Annotated in this window: 20 protein-coding genes; 13 read left to right on the forward strand and 7 right to left on the reverse strand. The window is 73.5% G+C overall.

Annotated features, from left to right (window positions below; all coding sequences use genetic code 11):
- Positions 1-31 precede the first annotated feature (31 nt).
- Positions 32-469: a MarR family winged helix-turn-helix transcriptional regulator gene (locus tag ACYBSK_RS35120; RefSeq protein WP_457481286.1), complete on the reverse strand. Its 438-nt coding sequence runs from the start codon at positions 467-469 to the stop codon at positions 32-34.
- Positions 470-646: 177 nt separating this feature from the next.
- Between ACYBSK_RS35120 and ACYBSK_RS35125 the strand changes: the two genes are divergently transcribed.
- Complete coding sequence (locus ACYBSK_RS35125; protein ID WP_457481287.1) at positions 647-835, forward strand: ribbon-helix-helix protein, CopG family; 189 nt, start codon at positions 647-649, stop codon at positions 833-835.
- Here ACYBSK_RS35125 and ACYBSK_RS35130 read toward each other — a convergent pair.
- Positions 828-2,282, reverse strand: a complete 1,455-nt coding sequence (locus ACYBSK_RS35130) for an NCS2 family permease (protein ID WP_457481288.1) — start codon at positions 2,280-2,282, stop codon at positions 828-830. The two genes, ACYBSK_RS35125 and ACYBSK_RS35130, sit on opposite strands and share 8 nt — an antisense overlap.
- Before the next feature lie 241 nt (positions 2,283-2,523).
- On the opposite strand from ACYBSK_RS35130, the gene ACYBSK_RS35135 reads away from it, so the two are divergent.
- Complete coding sequence (locus tag ACYBSK_RS35135; protein ID WP_457481289.1) at positions 2,524-2,808, forward strand: DUF2530 domain-containing protein; 285 nt, start codon at positions 2,524-2,526, stop codon at positions 2,806-2,808.
- A 30-nt stretch (positions 2,809-2,838) separates the two neighbouring features.
- Complete coding sequence (locus ACYBSK_RS35140; RefSeq protein ID WP_460244518.1) at positions 2,839-5,241, forward strand: cation-translocating P-type ATPase; 2,403 nt, start codon at positions 2,839-2,841, stop codon at positions 5,239-5,241.
- A gap of 267 nt (positions 5,242-5,508) precedes the next feature.
- On the opposite strand, the gene ACYBSK_RS35145 is transcribed toward ACYBSK_RS35140, so the two are convergent.
- A complete protein-coding gene (locus ACYBSK_RS35145; RefSeq protein ID WP_460244519.1) occupies positions 5,509-8,709 on the reverse strand; it encodes a sacsin N-terminal ATP-binding-like domain-containing protein in 3,201 nt (1,066 codons plus the stop codon).
- Between the two features lie 204 nt (positions 8,710-8,913).
- A complete protein-coding gene (locus ACYBSK_RS35150; protein WP_457481292.1) occupies positions 8,914-9,840 on the reverse strand; it encodes a DUF3027 domain-containing protein in 927 nt (308 codons plus the stop codon).
- Positions 9,841-10,145: 305 nt separating this feature from the next.
- Between ACYBSK_RS35150 and ACYBSK_RS35155 the strand changes: the two genes are divergently transcribed.
- The 4 genes from ACYBSK_RS35155 to ACYBSK_RS35170 all read left to right on the forward strand — a co-directional run bounded on the left by ACYBSK_RS35155 (position 10,146) and on the right by ACYBSK_RS35170 (position 13,653).
- Complete coding sequence (locus ACYBSK_RS35155; RefSeq protein WP_460244520.1) at positions 10,146-11,534, forward strand: MFS transporter; 1,389 nt, start codon at positions 10,146-10,148, stop codon at positions 11,532-11,534.
- A gap of 114 nt (positions 11,535-11,648) precedes the next feature.
- Positions 11,649-12,125: a DUF2771 domain-containing protein gene (locus ACYBSK_RS35160; RefSeq protein ID WP_457481294.1), complete on the forward strand. Its 477-nt coding sequence runs from the start codon at positions 11,649-11,651 to the stop codon at positions 12,123-12,125.
- Entirely contained in the window at positions 12,095-12,790 is a 696-nt protein-coding gene (locus ACYBSK_RS35165; protein WP_460244521.1) for a futalosine hydrolase, read from the forward strand. The genes ACYBSK_RS35160 and ACYBSK_RS35165 overlap by 31 nt, the downstream gene beginning before the upstream one ends.
- Positions 12,787-13,653 (forward strand): 1,4-dihydroxy-6-naphthoate synthase, encoded by an 867-nt coding sequence (locus tag ACYBSK_RS35170; protein WP_457481296.1) that lies wholly within the window; start codon positions 12,787-12,789, stop codon positions 13,651-13,653. Before ACYBSK_RS35165 ends, ACYBSK_RS35170 begins: the two co-directional genes overlap by 4 nt.
- Positions 13,654-13,684: 31 nt before the next feature.
- Here the strand turns inward: ACYBSK_RS35170 and ACYBSK_RS35175 are convergent, their stop codons facing one another.
- Entirely contained in the window at positions 13,685-14,068 is a 384-nt protein-coding gene (locus ACYBSK_RS35175) for a cold-shock protein (protein ID WP_457481297.1), read from the reverse strand.
- 197 nt (positions 14,069-14,265) lie between these two features.
- Between ACYBSK_RS35175 and ACYBSK_RS35180 the strand changes: the two genes are divergently transcribed.
- Positions 14,266-14,526, forward strand: a complete 261-nt coding sequence (locus ACYBSK_RS35180; protein ID WP_457481298.1) for a hypothetical protein — start codon at positions 14,266-14,268, stop codon at positions 14,524-14,526.
- Here the strand turns inward: ACYBSK_RS35180 and ACYBSK_RS35185 are convergent.
- The gene (locus tag ACYBSK_RS35185) at positions 14,505-15,167 is read right to left on the reverse strand and encodes an HAD family hydrolase (protein WP_460244522.1); all 663 of its coding nucleotides are present in this window, start codon (positions 15,165-15,167) and stop codon (positions 14,505-14,507) included. The two genes, ACYBSK_RS35180 and ACYBSK_RS35185, sit on opposite strands and share 22 nt — an antisense overlap.
- Before the next feature lie 78 nt (positions 15,168-15,245).
- Here ACYBSK_RS35185 and ACYBSK_RS35190 point away from each other — a divergent pair, with 78 nt between their 5' ends.
- The 4 genes from ACYBSK_RS35190 to ACYBSK_RS35205 are packed head-to-tail and all read left to right on the forward strand — an operon-like array spanning position 15,246 to position 19,130.
- The gene (locus tag ACYBSK_RS35190) at positions 15,246-16,250 is read left to right on the forward strand and encodes a FecCD family ABC transporter permease (RefSeq protein WP_460244523.1); all 1,005 of its coding nucleotides are present in this window, start codon (positions 15,246-15,248) and stop codon (positions 16,248-16,250) included.
- Positions 16,251-16,255: 5 nt separating this feature from the next.
- The gene (locus tag ACYBSK_RS35195) at positions 16,256-17,311 is read left to right on the forward strand and encodes a FecCD family ABC transporter permease (RefSeq protein WP_460247158.1); all 1,056 of its coding nucleotides are present in this window, start codon (positions 16,256-16,258) and stop codon (positions 17,309-17,311) included.
- Positions 17,308-18,135 (forward strand): ABC transporter ATP-binding protein, encoded by an 828-nt coding sequence (locus ACYBSK_RS35200; protein WP_457481302.1) that lies wholly within the window; start codon positions 17,308-17,310, stop codon positions 18,133-18,135. Before ACYBSK_RS35195 ends, ACYBSK_RS35200 begins: the two co-directional genes overlap by 4 nt.
- 26 nt (positions 18,136-18,161) lie before the next feature.
- Positions 18,162-19,130: an ABC transporter substrate-binding protein gene (locus tag ACYBSK_RS35205; RefSeq protein ID WP_460244524.1), complete on the forward strand. Its 969-nt coding sequence runs from the start codon at positions 18,162-18,164 to the stop codon at positions 19,128-19,130.
- Between the two features lie 12 nt (positions 19,131-19,142).
- Here ACYBSK_RS35205 and ACYBSK_RS35210 read toward each other — a convergent pair whose 3' ends face one another.
- A complete protein-coding gene (locus ACYBSK_RS35210) occupies positions 19,143-20,180 on the reverse strand; it encodes an HAAS signaling domain-containing protein (RefSeq protein WP_457481304.1) in 1,038 nt (345 codons plus the stop codon).
- A 313-nt stretch (positions 20,181-20,493) separates the two neighbouring features.
- Between ACYBSK_RS35210 and ACYBSK_RS35215 the strand changes: the two genes are divergently transcribed.
- Positions 20,494-23,040 carry a helicase-associated domain-containing protein gene (locus tag ACYBSK_RS35215; protein ID WP_460244525.1) on the forward strand — a complete coding sequence of 849 codons (2,547 nt, stop codon included), beginning with the start codon at positions 20,494-20,496 and terminating at the stop codon, positions 23,038-23,040.
- Positions 23,041-23,103: the final 63 nt, after the last annotated feature.

Here is a 23,103-nt window from a genome sequence, read left to right on the forward strand (position 1 = left end):
GGTCGTCGTTCCCCCGGGCGAGGGGGCTGGGTCAGAGGTGCGCGAGCTTCTCCAGGACGGGTGCGGCCTCGCGGAGCTTGGCCCACTCGTCCTCGTCGAGGCCCTCGGTCAGGTTGGCCAGCCACGCGTTCCGCTTGCGGCGGCTCTCCGCGAGCATGGTCTCGGCCTGCTCGGTGGAGGTGACGACCTTCTGCCGGCGGTCCTCGGGGTGAGGCTCCAGCCGGACCAGTCCCTTGGCCTCCAGGAGCGCGACGATTCTGGTCATCGACGGCGGCTGCACGTGCTCCTTGCGGGCCAGCTCACCCGGCGTCGCGGAGCCGCATCCGGCGAGCGTGCCGAGCACCGACATCTCGGTGGGGCTCAGCGATTCGTCGACCCGCTGGTGCTTGAGCCGACGCGACAGGCGCATCACTGCGGAACGCAGGGAGTTCACGGCGGCGGCGTCGTCGCCATGGGAGAGGTCTGGCATGTTCGTTAGCGTAACTCATTACTGTGTCTAACGACTACCGGTGGGGCGCGGCGCGTCCGTGATCCGGACCACGCCCACCCCGCTCACCGCGACCGCAGAAAAGTTTCATCACCCATATGAGTGAGGCGGATGCGGAAAGTGACGCAACGCGTCGGCGGCGCCCGCAACCCTGTCCGTATGGGATCGACAGTGCTCAGTCTGCGGATCGACGGTGAGCTGCTCGACCGGCTCAAGGTGCACGCGGCGAAAAGAGGAATGAGCGTCCAGGACTATGTGGTCCGGACGCTCATTCGGGACGACTTCGACGAACGCTTCAAGTCCGCCGTCGAGGAGACGGAGCGGTTCTACGGAGACGTGACTACGTGAGGCCGAGCGCCGGCATCAGGTAGTAGAAGACGAACACGGCGGAGACGGCGTACATCGCGACCGGTACTTCCTTGGCCCGGCCCGCGACGACGCGCAGCACGGTGAAGGCGATGAAGCCCATGCCGATGCCGTTCGTGATCGAGTACGTGAACGGCATCATCAGCATCGTGATGAACGCGGGGATGGCGATCGTCCAGTCGCCCCAGTCGATGGCCCGGATGCTGCCGGCCAGGATCATGAAGCCGACCGCGACCAGGGCGGGCGTCGCCGCCTGGGACGGAACCATCGTGGCGACCGGCGTGAGGAACAGCGCGAGCGCGAAGAGCGCACCGGTGACGACGTTGGCGAGACCCGTACGGGCCCCCTCGCCGACGCCGGCCGTGGACTCCACGAAGCAGGTGGTGGCGGAGGAGGACGAGGCGCCACCGGCGGCGACGGCGATGCCGTCGATGAACAGGACCTTGTTCATGCCGGGCATCTGACCGTTCTCGTCGGTCAGCTTGGCCTCGTCGCTGATGCCCATGATCGTGCCCATGGCGTCGAAGAAGCACGACAGCAGCACGGTGAAGACGAAGAGCACGCCGGTGAGGATGCCGACCTTCTCGAAGCCGCCGAACAGGCTGACCTGTCCGACCAGGCTGAAGTCCGGGCTGGAGACCGGGTTGCCGGGCCACTCGGGCACGGTGAGGCCCCAGGCCAGCGGGTCGATGTCGGCGAAGGCGTTGATGATCACGGCGACGACCGTCATGACGACGATCGCGAGCAGGATCGCGCCGGGCACCTTGCGCACCATCAGCGCCAGCGTCAGCAGCACGCCGAGCACGAAGACGAGGACCGGCCAGCCGAGCAGGTGACCGCCGGTGCCGAGCTGGAGCGGGACGGTGGTCTGCGCGGCGTCCGGCATCCGGGTGACGAAGCCGGAGTCGACGAGACCGACCAGCATCACGAACAGACCGATACCGATCGCGATGCCCTTGCGCAGGCCGAGCGGCACCGCGTTCATCACGCGCTCCCGCAGTCCGGTCGCGACGAGCAGCATCACGACGAAGCCCGCGAGGACGACCATGCCCATCGCGTCCGGCCACGACATGCGCGGCGCGAGCTGGAGGGCGACGACCGTGTTCACACCGAGGCCCGCGGCGAGCGCGATCGGCACGTTGCCGATGACACCCATGAGCAGCGTGGTGAACGCGGCGGTCAGCGCGGTCGCGGTGACCAGCTGGGCGTTGTCCAGCTGGTGCCCGTACATGTCCTTCGCGCCGCCGAGGATGATCGGGTTCAGCACGATGATGTAGGCCATCGCGAAGAAGGTGGCGAAACCGCCACGGATCTCGCGGGCGACGGTCGAGCCGCGCTCGGTGATCTTGAAGTAGCGGTCGAGACCGTTCTTCGGGGCCGGCGGCGGCGAGTCGTTGACATCGACCGGGGTGGTGGCCGAAGTGGACATGGATGACCTCAGCGGTATTCAGCAGTGAAATGCGGGCGGGGTACGTCGATCAAGTCTGGTCGTCACTTGGTCACCGGCAGGTTTCCCCGATGTTTCCTCTGGTGTTTCGTACGAACAGAAGTGGCCATACTCAGGCTGTTTCAGTATGAACATATGAGACGGAATTTGCTATCTCCGCGCGTAGACCCCTGGGGCGAGGGGGTTGTACGGGGTTGTCGTCGGGTCCTCGTAAGCTGTGCCCATGGCGAAGTGGACCCCCAAGCACGAGGCACCGGAACCCCTGGAGGGTCCCGTGGTCGCCACCATCGTCGGTGGCACGATCCTCTGGTTCGTCCTCTTCCTCGTACAGCTGCCCTTCTACGGCTGGTTCGAGGACCGCGGGACCACGTGGTGGGTGTGGTGCTGCCTGGCCGGAGCCGGCCTCGGCCTGATCGGCATCTGGTACGTCCGGGGGCGCGACGCCGCGCTCAAGCGGGCGGCCGCCGCGGCGGTCACCGACCGTGAGGTTTCGGCACCCGAGGGGTAAAGCCCCGAAATCGCCCGTACCGTCGTTTTCATGACGCACATCGACGCGGGAGCCGACCTCGAACCGGGCCACCCGGCGCCGGTGCCGGCACGGGCGGCGGGCCTCACCCGGGCCGAGGTCGCCGAGCGGGTCGCGCGCGGCGAGGTCAACGACGTACCGGTGCGCAGCTCGCGGTCCGTGGCGGACATCGTGCGCGCCAACGTCTTCACCCGGTTCAACGCGATCATCGGCGTGCTCTGGGTGATCATGCTCGCCGTCGCGCCCATCCAGGACAGCCTCTTCGGCTTCGTCATCCTGGCCAACACCGGGATCGGCATCATCCAGGAGTGGCGGGCCAAACAGACCCTGGACTCGCTCGCCGTGATCGGCGAGGCCCGGCCCACGGTGCGGCGGGACGGGGTCGCCGTCGGCGTCGCCACCTCCGAGATCGTGCTCGGGGACCTCATCGAGATCGGCCCCGGCGACAAGATCGTCGTGGACGGCACCTGCGCCGAGGCCGACGGCCTGGAGATCGACGAGTCGCTGCTGACCGGCGAGGCCGACCCCGTCCTCAAACAGCCCGGCGACGAGGTCATGTCGGGCTCCTTCGTGGTCGCGGGCGGCGGCGCGTTCACCGCGACGAAGGTCGGCCGCGAGGCGTACGCGGCGCAGCTCGCCGAGGAGGCCAGCCGGTTCACGCTCGTCCACTCCGAGCTGCGCTCCGGCATCTCCACGATCCTCAAGTACGTCCAGTGGATGATGATCCCGACCGCGCTCGGCCTGATCGTCAGCCAGCTCGTCGTCAAGGACAACGACCTCAAGGACTCCATCGCGCGCACCGTCGGCGGCATCGTCCCGATGGTCCCCGAGGGCCTGGTCCTGCTCACCTCCGTCGCCTTCGCGATCGGGGTCATCCGGCTCGGCCGCAAGCAGTGCCTCGTCCAGGAACTCCCCGCGATCGAGGGCCTGGCCCGCGTCGACACCGTCTGCCTCGACAAGACGGGCACGCTCACCGAGGGCGGCATGGACGTCAGCGAGCTGCGGCTGCTCGGCGACGGCACCGACGAGACGTACGTGCGCGAGGTCCTCGGCGCCCTCGGCGAGTCCGACCCGCGGCCCAACGCCTCCCTCCAGGCGATCATCGACGCCTACCCGGCCGCCGTGGACTGGCGCTGCACCGAGGCCCTGCCGTTCTCCTCCGCGCGCAAGTACAGCGGCGCCGCGTTCAGCGAGGGCAACGGGGTGAGCAGCGCCTGGCTGCTCGGCGCGCCCGACGTGCTCCTCCCCGCGGGCGACCCGGCGCTCACCGCCACCGAGGAGCTCAACCTGCAAGGGCTGCGCGTCCTGCTGCTCGCCCGCGCCCCCAAGGGCCTGGAGGGCACCGGCGTGGCGGAGAGCGCCGAGCCGACCGCCCTCGTCGTCCTCGAACAGCGGCTGCGCCCCGACGCCGGGGACACCCTGCGCTACTTCGCCGAGCAGGACGTCCGCGCCAAGGTGATCTCCGGCGACAACGCGGTGTCCGTCGGCGCGGTCGCCGGGAAGCTCGGCCTCGAAGGCGCCGACCGGGCCGTCGACGCCCGGACGCTGCCCGAGGACCCCGAGGAGATGGCCGACGCGCTCGACGCGGGCACCGTGTTCGGGCGGGTGACGCCGCAGCAGAAGCGGGACATGGTCGGCGCGCTCCAGGCCCACGGCCACACCGTCGCGATGACCGGCGACGGCGTCAACGACGTACTGGCCCTCAAGGACGCAGACATCGGGGTCTCGATGGGCTCCGGCTCCGAGGCCACCCGCGCGGTCGCGCAGATCGTGCTGCTCAACAACTCGTTCGCGACGCTGCCCTCGGTCGTCGCGGAGGGCCGCCGGGTCATCGGCAACATCACGCGCGTCGCGACGCTGTTCCTGGTGAAGACGGTCTACTCGGTGCTGCTCGCGCTGCTCGTCGTCTGCTTCCAGGTCGAGTACCCCTTCCTCCCCCGCCACTTGACGCTGCTGTCGACGCTGACGATCGGCGTCCCGGCGTTCTTCCTGGCGCTGGCCCCCAACAAGGAGCGGGCCAAGCCGAACTTCGTGCGGCGGGTGATGCGGTACGCGATCCCGGGCGGGGCGGTCGCGGGGCTCGCCACGTTCGCGATGTACCTGATCGCCCGGCACTACTACGAGGGGTCGGGGGCGCTCTCGGCCGAGACCAGTTCGGCGACGCTGACGCTCTTCCTGATCTCGATGTGGGTCCTGGCGATCATCGCGCGGCCGTACACGTGGTGGCGGGTGGGGCTGGTGGCGGCGATGGGGTTCGCGTTCTTGCTGGTGCTGGTGGTGCCGTGGTTGCAGGAGTTCTTCGCGTTGCGGTTGGTGGGGTCGGTCATGCCGTGGACTGCCGTCGGGGTGGCGGGGATCGCGGCGGTGGTCCTCGAACTCCTGTGGCGCTGGGTGAGCCACCGCTTCCCGGCCTGAATCCGTTCCGGCCTCGGGGCTCCGCCCCGGACCCCGCGCCTCAATCGCCGGCGGGGCTTGATAGATCCGTCCCCGGCAGTCCGCCACCGGCGGGGGTTGGTTTTCAAGCCCCTGCGGCGATTGAGCAGCGGGGTCCGGGGCAGAGCCCCGAGACCGTCACCACGTCGTCGGCGGGGCTTGATCGGCCGACCCCGTTTCAAGCCCCTGCGGCGATTGAGGCGCGGGGTCCGGGGCGGAGCCCCGAGGCCGTCACCGCGTCGCCGGGTGCTAGTCGAACCACCGGTCGCGCGCCAGCTCACCCGTGCGGGACGGGTCCTCCAGGAGCGCCGCGACCTCGAAGCGCCGGGGCCACTGCCCCGCCGCCCACGCGAGGCCCGCCGCCACGCCCTCCAGGGTCGCCGCGTGCACCACCCCGTCGGGCGTACGCCGCCAGTCGACCTCGGTCCCGCCGACGTACAGCTCCTCGTACTCGACGTACGTCGCCGGCGTCGCGGCCCCGAGGAGGACGCGGACGGAGTCGGGGACGGGGTGCTCGACGCCCTCGGAACCGGCCGGCTCCGCCTCCACGGCCTCGCTGAGGCGCCGCACCTGGAACAGCTCCGCGAGCTGCGCCGCCTTCGCGGGAGTGACCGGGAGGAGGGCCCGGCCCCCGCTGAGCGGGATCAGGTCGGGCGCGTCGGCGACGAGCGCCTCGGCGGCGTCGACGACCACCACCTCCCCGTCGCGCACGGCACGCACCTCGTCGGGCAGGGTGACCTGCTCGGGGTCGAGGTCGGCCAGCCGCCCGTAGATAGCGTGCAGTTGCGCGGCGCCGACCGGCCGGTCGGGGTCGGCGAGCCGGTCGAGGAGTTCGGCGGCGCCACCGGGCTCGTCGAGGAGCGCGGCGACGGAGGTGCGGACGCCGAGGGCGCGCAGCACCTGCTCGTCGTCGAATCCGGCGGCGTCGGCGGCCTCGTAGAGCCCTTCGAGCAGCGGGTCGCCGCCCTCCGCACGCAGTCCGGCGGGCCGGCGGCCGTCGAGCACCGGGTTCCCGCGCAGCCACCAGGCGGTGTACGGGCGGACGAGTTCGTGGGTGCCGTCGGGCAGCAGGACGCGCACGGGCTGGGTGAGGGCGTCGCGCAGCGGCGGCCTCGACAGCAGGGCGAGCGCCTGCGGCCAGCGGTCCTCGTCGACGAGGTCCAGGTCGCGTACGGCGACGAGTTCGGTGGCGACCGGCGGCACGGGGGTGTCGGGCAGCCGGTCGAGGACGTCCTCGCACCACACGTCGACGGCGTCGAGGAGCCCCGCGTCGTCCGGCTCGGGGAAGTCGCTGTCGCGCGGGTCGAGTTCGTCGGGGTCGAGGACGACGTCGGTGGCGCGGACGAGCGCGAAGGTGGCGAGCACGCCGCAGGCCGTGAGCGGCCCTTCGCCCCAGCGCTCGGCCAAGTCGCCGTCGACGTACAGAAGTTCATCCTCACGGAGGACGGCGGCGAGGGGGCTGCCGGGGAGGAGGAGTTCGGCGGCGGGGGCGAGTTCGCCCTCCTCGTCGGGGAGGGCGAGGGCGCCGAGCCAGGGTTCGTCGCCGACGTCGAGGTGGGCGTCGCGCACGAGGGTGAGGACGACGTCGGCCAGCTCGTCGGCGTCCAGGGTGGCGTCGTCGTCCCAGGCGGACGCCTCGTCGTCGAGGGAGGCGGCGACCGCGGCGCGCACCTGCGGGGTGCGCAGCACGGCCCGCGGGGTGGCGGGCAGGGCGCCCAGCTTCTCCAGGAGCGGGTGCGCGGCGTCGGCGTGCGCGACCTTGAGGCCGAGCCGGGCGAGCGCCTCGCCGGGCACGGTGGAGGCCTCGGCGGTGGGCAGCAGGACCTGGCGCGGCCCGATCGTGGTGCGTCCCCCGGCGAGCGGCACGGGCAGCCCGCTCAGCCGGTCGGGATCGACACCGGCGAGCGACTCGTACAACCGCCGCCACCAGCCCGGCTCCTTCTCCAGCCCCGCGAGCCGGTCGATCGCCTCGGTCAGCGGAACCCGGGCGACGCCGAGGGTGCGCAGCTCCACGCGGCGCTCCAGGCCCGCGGGCAGCAGGCTCGGCAGCACGTCCGCGAGGACCCGCACGGTGTCGGCGCCCGCGCCCTCGACGACCTCGGCGTCCCGGGGCTTGAGAGCGACGGGCCGGTCGTCCTCGCCTTCGTCGCCGTCGGCGGGGGCGAGGGCCGGGGGCAGGAACGCGGTGCGCGGCAGCCGTTCCAGCACGGCGGCGCGCAGCGCCCCGTCCAGCTCGCTCCTGCCGAGCGGGCCGGGTACGAGGTCGAGGATGCCGGTGCCGACGGGGCGCCATCCGGCGAGGAGTTCGGTGTAGGCGTCGGCGGCGCGCTCGGTGAGGAAGTCGGTGAGCGGGCCGGGGGCGACGTGCCGCCGGGTCGTGTCCAGCGGGTACGTGGCGATGAGCAGCGCCGGTACGCCGAGCGCCTCGTCGCTGGGGGTGGGCGCGTGCAGCACGGGGGCGCTGCGCGGCCGCTGGGGCGCGCCTTCGGCGTCCACCGGCACGGCCCACGTCACGGACCACCGCGCCCGCGCCCGCTCCTCCACGGGCCGGTCGACCAGCAGCGCGGAATCGACCTCACCGGTCCGGGTGACCGCCCGGTACCGGGTCACGGCCGCCCCTTCGAGGCCCTGCGGCGATGGAGCGGCGGTGTCCGGGGCGGAGCCCCGTGGCACCACCCCCGTGTCGGCGATCACCACGTGGGGCGCCTCGTCGGACCGCCGCAGCGTCCGCGTCCCCGCCTCCGTCGTGACCACGACCTCCGTGAGCCCCGGCAGCGCCAGCAGCAACGCGTCGTCGACCCCGTCCACCAACCGCGAGGCCAGCGCCTCCGCCGCCGCGTCCCGCAACGGCAGGATCACCACGGTCTCGTACGGCCCCGGCGCCGACCCCTCCGCCGCGAACGGCAGCCGCAGCAACGGCACATGCCCGTCACGCCGCCGCAGCTCGTCCCCCAGCCCCGCGCTGCGCACCGCCGCGTCCGCCGCCGCCAGCCGCGCGTCCGTCAGCGACCACCGCACGCCCCCGGCCCGCCCCACCACCGCGGGCTCGTCGGAGACGGCCAGCACCGCCGCGAAACCGACGCCGAAGCGGCCGACCGAGGTCTCCGTGTCCTCCCGCTTGGCGGACGCCCGCAGCGTGGACAGCGACTCGACGCCCGCCGCGTCCAGCGGGGCGCCGGTGTTGGCGGCGGCGAGCACGCCGTCCTTCAGCGTGAGGGCGAGGCGGCCCTCGACGCCGGCGCGGGCGGCGGCGTCCGCGGCGTTCTGCGCGAGTTCGACGACGAGGCGGTCGCGGTAGCCGCCGAGGGCGAGGTCCTCCTCGGCGTTGGCGTCCTCGCGGAAGCGGGTGGGGCTGTTCGACCACGCGTCGAGCACGGTGTGGCGCAGTCGCGCGGTGTCGAACGGGTCGACGCCTTCCGGTGCGGGGCGCGCGAATTTGCTGACGCTCACGGTGACTCCCTTTGCGTGGCGGTAACGATCCGCCGCACGGTATCGCGCGCCGCGGGGCTCCGCCCCGGACCCCGCTGCTCAATCGCCGCAGGGGCTTGATCGGGCACAATCAGCCTCGCCGGCGTTTGAGGCGCGGGGTCCGGGGCGGAGCCCCGAGGCCGTGGGCACGGTGCCGCGCAACGCCTCCCGACGGGCAGGCGGAGCCTAGGAGTGGCCGAGGTCGTCCGCACCGCCGGAGGCAACCGCGCCGACGGACCCCGCATCCGCATCGGGCCGCAACGGCAGCACGTCCACCACGGTCTCGTCGACCACCGGCGGCGCCGGCCGCGGCGCCTTCGGCATGACGGCCGCCTCGGAGTGCCCACCGCACCCGTACGACAGCGAGACGACCCGCCCGTCCGCCGGGGCGAACTCGTTGGCGCAGACGCCGAAGGCCTGCCCGAGGGACCCGCCGATGGGCGCGAGGAAGCCGCAGGAGACACACGTCGCGGGCGCCGCCTGCGCCATGGGGGTCTTCGCCCCGAAGGACTCCTCCCAGCGGTCCGCCGCGACGTGCAGCCCGTACCGCGACAGGACCCGCGCCCTGCGCATGCCGAGCTCCTCGGCGACCGACGCGATCGAGCCACGGGTCGGAGCCACCGGAAGCGCCGCCACCGGCCCCTCCGTGACCTCGACGTCCTCCGCCTCGACGAGTTCCGCCATGTCCTCGGACACCGGCGAGTTCGGCGGCGGCGTGTCCTCGCCGGTGAAGCCGGGCTCCAGGCGCAGGTCGTCGGACTCGGTCGGGAGGAGGTCACCGGGCCCGAGGTCGCCGGGCCGCAGCCGCTCGCTCCACGGCACCCACTCGGGGGCGAGGAGCGCGTCGGGCCCCGGCAGCAGGACGACCTCGTCGAGGGTGACGTAGCGGGCGCGGGAGGCGCGCGCCACGGTCGCCGCCCAGCGCCAGCCGCGGTAGCCGAATTCCTTGCACTCGAAGAGATGCGTGACCACGCGGTCGCCCTCGACGACCATGTCGACGTGCTCGCCGACCACACCGGGCGCGGCGGCCTCCTCTGCCGCGGCCCGAGCGATGTCCACCGCCTCCGCGCACAGACGGTCAGGGGTGCGGCTTCGCGTTGTCGCTGCGCTCACAGGTATCGCTTCTCTCCTACGCCGTCTTAACGGTGCGCACCGCCTGGTGTGCGGGAGCGCGGACGGAGCGGACCGGAGGGCCGCGTCGACGTCCGCGCCCGAGCGTTCCGGGCGCACCTACGCCATCCATTCTGCGGGATGGCCGAGAGGCGCGCGGCCGAGAACAACCGCCGCGGGCGCGCTACGCACGCTACCTCTTCTCACGCTCTGCGCCCACACCGACGTACGAGCCGCGCCTGGCCGGAAAGCCGACCACCCTGTCCATATCGGCACGAGTAAGCCCCAACAGGAGGCACCATGGCTGGGTGGCTGCCGGTAAGTCGTCGTCCCGTTCGTCGTCGCGCACGACGGGCGCGCCGCCGACCGTACGCAAAATCGGGCGCGCCCTGCACCTGCCTTTCACGGGCACCGCACGTGGCATACGCAAAGCCACGCACGCGCACGGCGCGGGCGAGTCGGGGCTCGGGCGGCTGATCGAACTGCACGCGCTGAACGGCGCGGGCGATGTCATGATCACGGTCGCGCTGGCGTCGACGGTGTTCTTCTCCGTGCCGACGGACGAGGCGCGCGGGCGCGTCGCGCTGTACCTCGCGATCACGATGGCGCCGTTCACGCTCCTCGCCCCCGTCATCGGCCCGCTCCTGGACCGAGTGCCGCACGGGCGGCGCGCCGCGATGGCCGCGTCGATGCTGGCGCGGGCGCTGCTGGCGCTGGTCCTGGCGGGCGCGGTGAGCGGCGGCGGGCTCCAGCTGTACCCGGCGGCGCTCGGCGTACTCGTCGCGTCGAAGGCGTACGGGGTGGTGCGCTCGGCGGTCGTACCGCGGCTGCTGCCGCCCCGCTTCTCCCTGGTGAAGGCGAACTCGCGGGTGACGCTCGGCGGGCTGCTCGCCACGGGCGCGGCGGCGCCGGTCGGCGCCGGGCTCCAGGCGATCGGTCCGCGCTGGCCGCTGTACGGGGCGTTCGTGCTGTACGTGTGCGGGATCTTCCTGTCGTACTCGATGCCCCACAAGGTGGACTCGGCGCGCGGCGAGGTCAAGGCGCTGCTCGCGGCCGACGAGGCGCATCTGCACGGGCCGGTGAAGCGGCGGCGCAGGCCGGGGCTGCGGACGGTCGGCCCGGCCGTGACGCACGCGCTCGCCGCGAACGCCGCGCTGCGCGCCCTGTCCGGCTTCCTGATCTTCTTCCTCGCGTTCCTGCTGCGGGAGCATCCGCTGACCGGGCAGAGCGCGGCCGTCTCGCTCGGCATCGTGGGCGTCGCCGCGGGAGCGGGGAACGCGCTGGGCACGGCGGTCGGGGCGTGGCTGAAGGCGCGGGCGCCCGAGGTCATCATCGTGACCGTCGTCGCCGTCGTGCTGGGGGTGGCGATCACCTCCGCCGTCTTCTTCAGCGCGTTCATGACGGCGTGCCTGGGCGCGGTCGCGGGCTTCGCGCAGGCGCTGGCCAAGCTGTCCCTGGACGCGACGATCCAGCGGGACGTGCCCGAGGCGGTGCGCACGTCGGCGTTCGCCCGCTCGGAGACGTTGTTGCAGATGGCGTGGGTGCTGGGCGGGGCGATCGGGATCGCGCTGCCGCTCAACGGCGTGCTGGGACTGTCCGTCGCGGCGGCGATCGTGGCGGCGGGCTGGCTCTCGACGGTCCGCGGCCTGCTGTCCTCCGCCCGCCACCCCGGGCCGGGCCGGGCCCGCGTCGCGTAGCCCTGTCCGGAAATCCCCACCGGCCCCGTCCGCGCGCATCCGCCCGGCGGCTCGAACGCGACACCCGCTCCCCCACTCGGAGCGGGGACGGCGGCGCCAGATAGCCTTCCGCCTATGACCTCCCAGCGTTTCGCCCAGCGCCACCGCCGCGCCGCTGCCGCCGTCGGTGTCGTCGGCGCCGGACTGCTCGTCCTCTCCGCCTGCGACAAGCCGACTCCGCTGGCCACCGTCACGGTGGACCGCAACTCGGTGAACTCCGAGGCAACCTGCTACAACGACGGCGACGCCCTCAAGCCGACCGCCCTCCAGGGCTGCCTCAAGGACAAGGACGCCAAGTCCATCAAGGTGGACGCGGACGCCACCGTCCGCTTCGGCGTCGACCCGGAGATCGCCGACAAGGGCTGGACGCTCCTGATGAACGGCCAGCCGCTCACGGACTCCAGCAAGAAGACCTACCGCACCGTTCCGGGCAGCGTCTTCTTCAACCAGCAGTACGGCGCCTCCGGTTCCTCGACGACCGTCACGATCCTGTCGGGCGGCAACTCCAAGGCGTACGGCCTGTGGTCGTTCAAGCTCGAGAAGGACTCCTGACGAACACCCCGCCTCCGCGCGTACTGATCGCCACCGCCGTCCCCGCCGAACGGGACGCGGTGGCGGGCGCGCTGCACGATCATCCGGCTCTCGACGTCGTGGCGGTCGGCGTCGGCCCCGCCGCAGCGGCGGCCGGCACCGCGACCGCGCTGACCCGGGCCGAACTCGCGGGCGCCCCGTACTCGCTGGTCGTCTCGGCCGGCATCGGCGGCGGTTTCACCGCGGCCCCCGGCGCGGTCCTGGTCGCGGACGCGATCACCGTCGCCGACCTGGGCGCCGAGACCTCCGAGGGCTTCGTCCCGGTCACCGAACTCGGCTTCGGCACCGTCACGCACACACCCCCCGAGCTCCTCGTGCGGGACCTCGCGGAGGCCGCATCCGCCGCCGTCGGCACCGTGCTCACCGTCTCCACGGTGACCGGCACCGCCGACCGCGCCGCCCTGCTGGCCCAGCGCCACCCCGGTGCCGTGGCCGAGGCGATGGAGGGCTTCGGGGTCGCCGAGGCCGCCGCCGCGCACGGTGTGCCGGTGGCCGAGGTCCGCGCCGTCTCCAACGCCGTCGGCCCCCGCGACCGCGACGCCTGGCGCATCGGTGACGCCCTCGCCGCGCTGGCCGCCGCCTTCGGGAAGACCGCGCCCGTACTGGAGAGTTGGAAGAACACATGACGGACACCACGACCGACACCGCGCGCATCGCGTTCTCGCCCTGCCCGAACGACACCTTCGTCTTCGACGCCTGGGCCCACGGCCGCGTCCCCGGCGCCCCCGCCCTCGACGTGACCTTCGCCGACATCGACATCACCAACGGCGTCGCCGAGCGCCGCGAGGACGCGTACGACCTGCTGAAGGTGAGCTACGCGGTCCTGCCGTACGTCCTCGACGACTACGCGCTGCTGCCCTGCGGCGGCGCGCTCGGCCGGGGCTGCGGGCCGCTGGTGCTGACCCGCGACGCGGACGTCGACCTGTCCGACAAGCGCGTCGCCGTCCCCAGCGAGACGTCCACCGCCTACCTGCTGTTCCGGCTGTGGGCGGCCGACACCGTCAAGGGCGGCGGCGTCGGCGAGATCGTCGTCATGCCGTTCCACGAGATCATGCCCGCCGTGCGCGACGGCAAGATCGACGCCGGGCTCGTCATCCACGAGGCCCGCTTCACGTACCAGAACTACGGCCTGCACAAACTCGCCGACATGGGCGAGCACTGGGAGGCCACGACCGGCCTGCCGATCCCGCTCGGCGCGATCATCGCGCGGCGCGACCTGGGCGCCGAGAAGCTGCGCGCGTACGCGGACGCCGTCCGCACCTCGGTGCGGATGGCCTGGGACGACCCCGAGGCCAGCCGCGGCTACGTCATGGAGCACGCGCAGGAGATGGACCCGGCCGTCGCCGACCAGCACATCGGCCTGTACGTCAACGAGTTCACGGCCGACCTCGGCGAGGACGGCTACGCGGCGATCCGCGGTCTGCTGACCCGGGCCGCCGCCGAGGGCCTGGTCCCGGCGCTCGCGCCGGACGCGCTGTCCTTCCCGTAGGAACCCGTGGGAACGCGTGGGGTGCGGCGGCTCAGACGTCCAGCTGGTCCGCCACCGCCCGCAGCAGCCCCGCGATCTGCTTGCCCGCGGTCTTGTCGGGGTAGCGGCCGCGCTCCAGCATCGGCGTGATGTTCTCCAGCAGCGTCGTCAAGTCCTGGACGATCGACGCCAGTTCGTCCGGCTTGCGGCGCTGCGCCGCCGCGATCGACGGCGTCGGGTCCAGGATGGTGACCGAAAGGGCCTGGTCGCCGCGCTGTCCTGCGACCACCCCGAACTCGACGCGCTGGCCGGGCTTGAGGGCGTCGACGCCTGCGGGAAGTACGGAGGAATGCACGAAGACGTCACCGCCGTCGTCGCGGGAGAGGAAGCCGAAGCCCTTCTCGCTGTTGAACCACTTGACCTTGCCGGTAGGCACGTGAAGTCCTCGTCCTCGTACTAGAAGAAAACGCTGGGATACAGGGTCTGGATAGCAGGACAGCGGGCCGTGGTCCGACCCGCCGTCACCAAGACTATTGGTCTCGGGCCCGGTGACAAGATGTCGCCTGGGGGTTCGCTCGCTGGTCTGTCCTCGGCCCGTGTTCGTCCCCCTGCGCTGGGAACTACCCTGGCTGGGTGCGCGACAAAACCCAAGCGAATTCAGCGGCCGCCGAGACCGGCCCCGGCGACGGCCTCGTGAAAGCCGGCGGCATCGTCTTCATCGTGGGGGCGATCGCCACCCTCGTCACGATGGCCCCGCTGTTCCTGAACACCGACCCGTTCCCGCCCATCGCGTACGCGGTGTGCATGCTGATGGGCGTCGGCTTCCTCATCGCCGCGGCCGGGGTGCTGAAGGGGGTCGCGGCGCAGCGCCGTCAGGCGCGCTCCGCCACGTAGCCCGCGAGCCAGGCCGGGAAGCCGGTCAGATCGTCGAGCACCACGTCGGCGCCCTCCGCCCGCAGTTCGACGGCGTCGCACGGGCCCGTCGTGACGCCCACGGACAGGGCGCCCGCCGTGCGTGCTCCGCGTACGTCGCCGACATGGTCGCCGACGTAGACGCTCGCGCCGTGCTCGCGCAGCGCGTGGCCCTTGCCCTCGGCCCACAGGTCGCCGATGACGGCGTCCGCGTCGATGCCGAGGTGTGCCAGGTGCAGCTTGGCGTTCGGCTCGTACTTGGCGGTCACGACAATCACCCGGCCGCCCGCCGCGTGCACGGCGGCGACGGTCTCGCGCACGCCCGGCATCGGCAGCGTCGGCGTGATCGCGTATGTGGGATACATCTCACGGTAGCGGTCGGCCATGGCCGGGATGTCCTCCGGCGGGCACCAGTACGCCAGTTCCTCGGTCAGCGGCGGACCGAGCCGCGACACGATCAGGTCCGCGTCGATCTCCAGGCCGGTCTCCTCGGACAGCGCGACCCAGGTGGCGCGGATGCCGGGCCGGGAGTCGATCAGCGTCATGTCGAGATCGAAACCGACGACGGGGCCCGCGGGCGCGGAACCGGGGGCGGGGTCTGTGTGAGGAGCCATGGGGATCATTCTGCCCGTGCATACGTGACGCCCTCACGGCGCATGCTTAAGCGAGCGGTGCCAAGCCCGTGGGGGGAGTTCGCGCGCATGCCCGTCGGACGCCGTGCGGTCAGGGTCCTCGCGCTCGTGGCCGCGGCCGCCGCGCTCGTCCTCGCCGTCCTGCTCAGCCTCGCCGTGGGGGCCCGCGCGCTCGCCCCGTCCGCCGTCCTCGACGCCCTGCTGCACGGCGGGACCGGCGCCGCCGCCGAGGTCGTCCGGGAGTTGCGGGCGCCGCGCACCGCCGTCGGCGTGCTGGTCGGCGCCGCCCTCGCGCTCGCCGGGACCGTCCTCCAGTGCCTCACCCGCAACCCCATCGCCGACCCCGGCATCCTCGGCATCGGCCAGGGCGCGGCCGTCGGCGTCGTCCTCGCCATCGCGTACCTGGGCGTGCACTCGCTCACCGGGTACGTGTGGTGGGCCTTCCTCGGCGCGGGGCTCGCCTCCGTCGCCGTGTACGCGATCGCCTCCGGCGGCAGGGGCGGGGCGACGCCGGTGAAGCTCGCGCTGGGCGGCGCCGCGATCAACGCGCTGCTGGTCTCCGTCACCACCGCCGTCCTCACCACGCGGGCGTCGACGCTCGACGAGTTCCGGTTCTGGCAGGTGGGCTCGCTGTCCGGGCGGGACGCCGAACTGGTCGCCCAGGTCTGGCCGTTCGTCCTGCTCGGCACGGTCCTCGTGGTGTCCGTCGCGCGCGGGCTCGACGCGCTCGCGCTCGGTGAGGACATGGCGAAGGGCCTCGGTCAGCGGGTCGCGGTGGTCCGGGCCGTCGGCGGGCTCGGCGCCACGGTCCTCACCGGCGCGGGGGTCGCGGCGGCCGGGCCGATCGCCTTCGTCGGGCTCGCGGTACCGCACCTCGCGCGCGCCCTCGTCGGCCCGGCGCACCGGTGGCTGCTGCCCATGGCGGCGCTGCTCGGCCCGGTCGTCCTCCTCGTCTCCGACACGGTCGGCCGCATCCTCTTCCCGCCGAGCGAGGTCCCGGCCGGCGTGATGACCGCGCTGATCGGGGTGCCCTTCCTGGTCGCGCTCGTCCGCAGGAAGGCGGTGCCCGCGTGAAGGCGATGGTGGGGGGCGTGCGGCCGGGTGGGTGGGTGGTGGTGCGGGTGGGGCCGGGGCGGTTTCTGTTGCATCGGAAGTCGGCGGGGGTCGCCGCCGGGCTGGCGGCGCTGCTGGCCGTGGGCTGTCTCGCGTACCTGTGCGTCGGCGAGACGTTCACGAGCCCCGTCGAGGCGCTGAAGGTGCTGGCGGGCAGGCCGTCCCCGGACGAGCTGGTCGTGGGGACGCTGCGGGCGCCGCGGCTGGCGGTCGGACTGCTGGTCGGCGCGGCGTTCGGGGCGGCGGGGGCGCTCATCCAGACGGTGGCCCGCAACCCGCTCGCCAGCCCCGACATCATCGGCGTCAGCCAGGGCGCGAGCGCCGTCACCGTCGCGGCCCTCACCTTCGGCGTCACCTCGTACGCGGTCCTGCCCTACGTCTCCGTGGCGGGCGGCCTGCTCGCGGCGGCGCTCGTCCACGCCCTCGCCTGGCGCGGCGGGCTGCACGCCACCCGCTTCGTCCTGATCGGCATCGGCTGCGCCATCGCGCTGCGCTCCCTGACGACGCTGTTCATGACGAAGGGCGACCACCTGGTGGCGCAGCAGGCGCAGATCTGGATGACGGGTTCGCTGAACGGAAAGGGTGCGGCGGAGGCGGCGCCCCTGGCGGTGGCCCTGCTGGTGCTCGTGCCGTTCCTCGCGTGGGCGGCGCGCGCCCAGCGCTCCGTCACGTTCGACGACGACACGGCGCGGGCCCTCGGCGTGCGCCTGGGCCGCGTACGCCTCGGTCTCGCGGCGCTCGGCGTGGTCCTCGCGGCGCTCGCCACGGGGGCGGCCGGGCCGGTCGACTTCGTGGCGCTGCTGGCCCCGCAGATCGCCCGTCGGCTGACCCGGACCCCGGGGCTGCCGCTGCTCTGCTCGGCGCTCACGGGCGCGGTCCTCGTCGTCCTCGCGGACCTTTTGGCCCGCCGCCTGTTCCTGCCCACCGAACTGCCGGTCGGCGTGCTCACGGCGGCCGTGGGAGCGCCGTACCTGATCCGGCTGATCGTCCGCGCCCGCGCCACCTCCGGAGGCCCCGCATGAGCCGGCTCTCGACGCGCGACCTCACCCTCGCCTACGAGGACCGCACCGTCGTCCACGGACTCGAACTCGCCGTCCCCGACGGGCGGATCACCGCGATCGTCGGCCCCAACGCGTGCGGCAAGTCCACGACGCTGCGGGCGCTCGGGCGGCTGCTGCGGCCCGCGGGCGGCGCGGTCGTCCTCGACGGCAAGGCGCTGTCCGCGCTGCCGACGAAGCACGTCGCCCGCCGCATCGGACTGCTCCCGCAGAGCCCCGCCGCGCCCGAGGCGATCACCGTCGCCGACCTGGTCTCCCGCGGCCGCGGCCCGCACCAGCACTGGTGGCGGCAGTGGTCGGACGACGACGAGCGGGCGGTCACCGAGGCGATGCGGCGCACCGACGTGACGGCCCTCGCCGACCGGAACGTGGACGAGCTCTCGGGCGGCCAGCGCCAACGCGTGTGGATCGCGCTGGCGCTGGCGCAGGAGACGGACATCCTGCTCCTCGACGAACCCACCACCTACCTGGACATCGCCCACCAGGTGGAGGTCCTCGACCTGCTGCGCCGCCTCAACCACGACAAGGGCCGCACGATCGCCCTCGTCCTCCACGACCTCAACCAGGCCTGCCGCTACGCCGACCACGTCGTCGCCATGAAGGACGGCCGCATCGTGGCCGAGGGCCCACCGGCCGAAACGGTCCAAGCGGCCCTGGTCCGCGAGGTGTTCGGCCTCGACTGCGTGGTCGTGCCCGACCCGGTGACGGGTTCCCCGCTGGTGGTCCCGGAGGCACCATGGGCTCCACCGGTTCGCGGGGAGGCCGGCCGACGCACCTCAGCGGAGTGACACCGACCGAAAGGCCCGCACCCCTCATGAAGCCCACTCGCCTCGTCCTCGGCGCCGCCCTCGCCCTCGCGCTCTCCCTCTCCGCCTGCACCTCCGGCGACGGCGGGGGCGGGAAGGCCGGCGCGTCCGCGGGCCCGAAGTCCGGCAGCCACACCGTCAAGACGGCCATGGGCGACGTCAAGGTGAAGAACGCGCCGCGCCGCGTCGTCGTCCTGGACACCGCCGAACTCGACTCGGCGATCACCCTGGGCGTCCGGCCCGTCGGCGCCACCCGGGCCGGTGCCGAGGAGACCTTCCTCTCGTACCTCCCCGCGGCGAAGACCAAGGGCATCACCGAGGTCGGCGAGATCAGCAACCCCAGCCTGGAGAAGATGGCCGGGCTGAAACCCGATCTGATCCTCAGCAGCAAGATCCGCGACGGCCAGCGCTACCAGCAGCTCAGCGCCATCGCGCCCACCGTCCTCACCGAGACCACCGGCCACCCCTGGAAGCAGAACTTCCTCGTGCACGCCGCCGCCCTCGGCAAGAAGGCGCAGGCCAAGGACGTGATCGCGGAGTACCGCAGGCACACGGCCGCCGTGACGAAGGCCCTCGGCGGCGCGGCGAAGGCGGCGGGCACCGAGGTCAACGTCGTCCGGTTCGTCGAGGGCGCCGACATCCGCATCTACGGCAAGAAGAACTACATCGGCACGATCCTCGCCGATGTCGGCGTCGGCCGCCCCGCCATCACCGACAAGGCGAAGGACGGCTTCTCGTACGACGTGAGCCCCGAGCAGATCGACAAGGCCGACGCGGACGTCGTCTTCACGTCCACGTACGGCAATCCGGCCAGGGCGAAGGTCGCGGAGGCGACGACGAGCGGGCTGTGGCGCGGCATCAAGGCGGTGCGGGACAACCGGGTCTACACCGTCGACGACGAGCTGTGGATCCAGGGGATCGGGTACACGGCGGCGCACCAGATCCTGTCGGAACTCCAGTCGGACCTCACGCGGTGACCCGGTGAGGTGTCAGGCGCGGGGCGAGCGCGCCCGCCACAGCAGGTAGAGCGCGGAGGCGACCGCCGCGGCGCGCAGCACCCACGGCCAGGTCTCGTCGAGCGCGCCGCTCATCCGGCCGTCCGCTATCGGTTCGCCCCACCGGCCGTCGGTGCGGCCCCACAGCCAGACGATCCCGGCGAGCGCGGCGAGCCCCGGCAGGCCGAACACCGCCCACTTCTTCTGCCCGACGGTCAGCTGCCGGGAGAGGTAGACGACGGCCCAGCCGAGCAGCAGCGCCAGGACGTTGCCGAAGACGGCCCCGGCGACCAGGGCGACCGCGGCGAGCAGGAGGAGCGGCTGGGAGACGGACTGGGTGAGGGGGACGCGGGAGGCGCGGGCCGCGCGGCGCGGCAGGAGCCCGCGGCGCTTCTTCGCCGCGGGGTCGACCTCGACGTACTCGACCTCGATCGGCTCGCCGTCGTCCTCGTCGTCCTCGTCGTACGTCTGTGGGGGCGGGGGCTTGCGGAGGTCGGGGCCGGTGCGGGGCGGCTTGAGTATGTCGGGGATCTCGACGCCGCCGACGAAACCGGGGACGTCGTCGACCTCCACGGACGGGCGGCCGTCGCCGGTGCGCCACCAGTCACCGACGTCACCGGCCGTGCCGAGTTCCTCGGTGCCGGCGAGGTGCGGCGGGGCGGGGCCGTCGTCCGGGGCGCCGGGGCTCGCGTCCGGGGCGGGGTCGGCGCGGACGCGGGAACGGGAGCGGGGCACGATGCGGCCGACACGGACCTTCGGTTCGGGCGGGGTGTCGGGGCGGTCGGAGAAGTCGGGGGTGCCGTCGCCGCCCTTGGCCTCGGCGACGATCCTCTCCGGTGTGCCGAGGCGGCCGATGAGTCTGCGCACGGCGGCGGGGCTGTCGGCGCCGCCCGCGGCGCGGCGGCGGTCGATCTCCGTGCGGAGTTCCGTGACCAGGCGCATGCGGGTGGATGACGGGAGCTGGCGTGACTGGGCCAGGTCTCCGACCCGGCTCAGGTAGTCCAGGACTATCTGATCACTCTCGATCCCCACGAAGTCCCCTCCGGGGTGGCGCTGTTGACCCGTCGACGGTACCGCGAATCGTCCCGCTCGACCGCCCCCGGTACCGGGGTGACGGCCTCGGGGCTCCGCCCCGGACCCCGCTCCTCAAACGCCGGAGGGGCTGGATTGGCTCACCCGCCGCGGGGGCTGGGTCGGGTTGGCCGCGAGCCGCCTTGGGCAATCTGCCGCCAAGGGCGGCAGGGTGGGCAAGGCGGCACCCCGGTGCGGGGTGAGCACGCGACGGCCCCCGCCCCGGGCCGCTCAACGGCGGGCCACGCCAGGCGTACCCGCTACCGTGGGTGGGATGAGCAGTGACGAGCAGACGACCGCGGCGACACCCCGCTCCCTCGCGGAAGCGCTCCGCGCATGGGACGACGCCTCCCTCGCGGCGCTCCTGCGGGCCCGCCCCGACCTGCTCGGCCCCGTGCCGAACGACATGACGCAGCTCGCCACCCGCGCCGGCACCCGCGCCTCGGTGATCCGCGCCCTGGACCGCCTCGACCGCTTCACGCAGCAGGTCGCGCAGGCCCTCGCGGTGGCCCCGGACCCGACGACGTACGACACGCTCCGGTCCCTCCTGCCCGGCGAGGACACCACCGCCGCGCTCCCCCGCGCCGTCGCCACCCTCCGCGACCAGGCCCTCGCCTGGGGCGGCGACGACCAGCTGCGCCTCGTGCGCACCGCCCGTGAACTGCTCGCGCCCACCCCGCAGCACCCCTCCCCGACGGGCCTCGGCCCCACCGTCGCCGAGGCCACCTCCGGCATGTCGCCGGGCCGTGTCCAGGACATCGTCGCGGCGGCCGGGCTGCCGTCCACGCACGATCCCGTCTCCGCGATCGCCGCGCTCACCGCCCTCTTCACCGACCAGACCCGGATGTCGGCGCTGCTCGACGAGGCGCCCACCGAATCGCTCGACGTGCTGAACCGGCTCGTGTGGGGACCCCCGTACGGCCAGGTCACGGCCCAACCCGCCGCGCACCTGCGGTGGTTGCTCGACCGTGCGCTGCTCGTCCCGACCACCCCCGGCACCGTGGTCCTGCCCCGCGAGGCCGCCCTCCACCTGCGCGGCGGCCGGGCGCACCGCGAGCTGGAACCGCTCGCGCCCGCCGTACGGGAGAAGGCCGCGCACCGTCCACAGGTTGTGGACGCCACCGCCGCCGCCGAGGCGTACACGGCGGTGGCGACCGTCGAGGAGCTGCTGAAGGACTGGGACGAGGGCGGCCCCGCCGTCCTGCGCGCGGGCGGCCTCAGCGTCCGCGATCTCAAGCGCACCGCCGCCGCCCTCGACACCACCGAGCCGACCGCCGCCTTCTGGGTCGAACTCGCCTACGCGGCGGGCCTGTTGGCCACGGACGGCGAGGCCGACGAGCGGTACGCGGCGACGCCCGCGTACGACGAGTGGGTACTGCTGCCGCCCGCCGAGCGCTGGGAGCGGCTGGCCGCGGCGTGGCTCCCGGCGACCCGTACGGCGGGCCTGGTGGGCGGTCGCGACGGCAAGGACAGAACGCTGTCCGCCCTCGGCCCCCACCTGGACCGTTCGGCGGCTCCCGAGGTACGCCACCGGGTCCTCGCCCTGCTGCACTCGGAGCTGCCGGAGGGCGCCTCCCCGGAACCCGAGTCCGTGATCGAACGCCTCACGTGGGAACGCCCCTCCCCCGCCTCCCTCGACCTCCGCACCCGCCTCGCCCGATGGACCCTCACGGAGGCCGAACTCCTCGGCATCACCGGCCGCGGCGCCCTCTCCACCCACGGCAGAGCCCTCCTGCCCCCCACCCAAGCCGATCAAGCCGATCAAGCCCCTGCGGCGATTGAGCAGCGGGGTCCGGGGCGGAGCCCCGAGGCGTCGACCACGACGACCCCCGGCCCGGCGGCCGACGCCCACCACCACCCACCCACCCCCACGGAGTCGGCCCTCACCGCCGCCCGCGCCGCGAAGCTCCTCGCCCCCCTGCTCCCCGACCCCCTCGACCACGTCCTGCTCCAGGCCGACCTCACCGCCGTCGCCCCCGGCCCCCTGGAACGCCCCCTCGCGGACGCCCTCTCCGTCCTCGCCGACGTCGAGTCGAAGGGCGGCGCGACCGTCTACCGCTTCACCCCGGGCTCCGTACGCCGCGCACTGGACGCCGGCCGCACCGCGTCGGACCTCCAGACCTTCCTCGCGAAGCACTCCCGCACCCCCGTCCCGCAGCCCCTCGCCTACCTCATCGACGACGTCGCCCGCCGCCACGGCCACCTCCGCATCGGCGCGGCGAGCGCCTACGTACGCTGCGACGACGACGCCGTGCTCGGCGAGATCCTGGCCGACAAGCGCGCCGCCGCCCTCCGCCTGCGCCGCCTCGCCCCCACCGTCCTCGCCGCGCAGGCCGACCCCGGCACGCTCCTGGAGGGCCTGCGCGCCATGGGCTTCGCCCCGGCCGCCGAAACCCCGGAGGGCGACGTCCTGATCGCCCGCGCGCACGCCCACCGCACCCCGCCCCGCACCGCACCGGCCCCCGTCCCCGACGGCCCCCCGCTGCCCGACGACACCCTCGTCGACGCGGCGCTGCGCGCCATCCGCGCGGGCGACGCCGCCTCCACGGTCCCCCGCAAGCAGGCCCCGGCCCACCCCGGCAACGGCGAACTGCCCCGCACCACCTCCGCCGAGACCCTCGCCACGATGCAGGCCGCGGTCCTCACCGGCGAGGCCCTCTGGATCGGCTACGTCAACGCCGAGGGCGCCGCCAGCCAGCGCGTCATCGCCCCCGTCCGCGTGGAGGGCGGCTTCGTCACGGCCTACGACCACACGGCCGACGAGGTCCGTACGTATCCGCTGCACCGCGTGACGGGAGTGGCGGAGCTCTCCGAGAGCTGACCGCCCGCGTTCGCGGGGATGCGGCACACTGGACGTTTGGCCCGTACCTGGTGTCCGTGCCAT

The sequence above is a fragment of the Streptomyces sp. BYX5S genome, assembly GCF_054724165.1.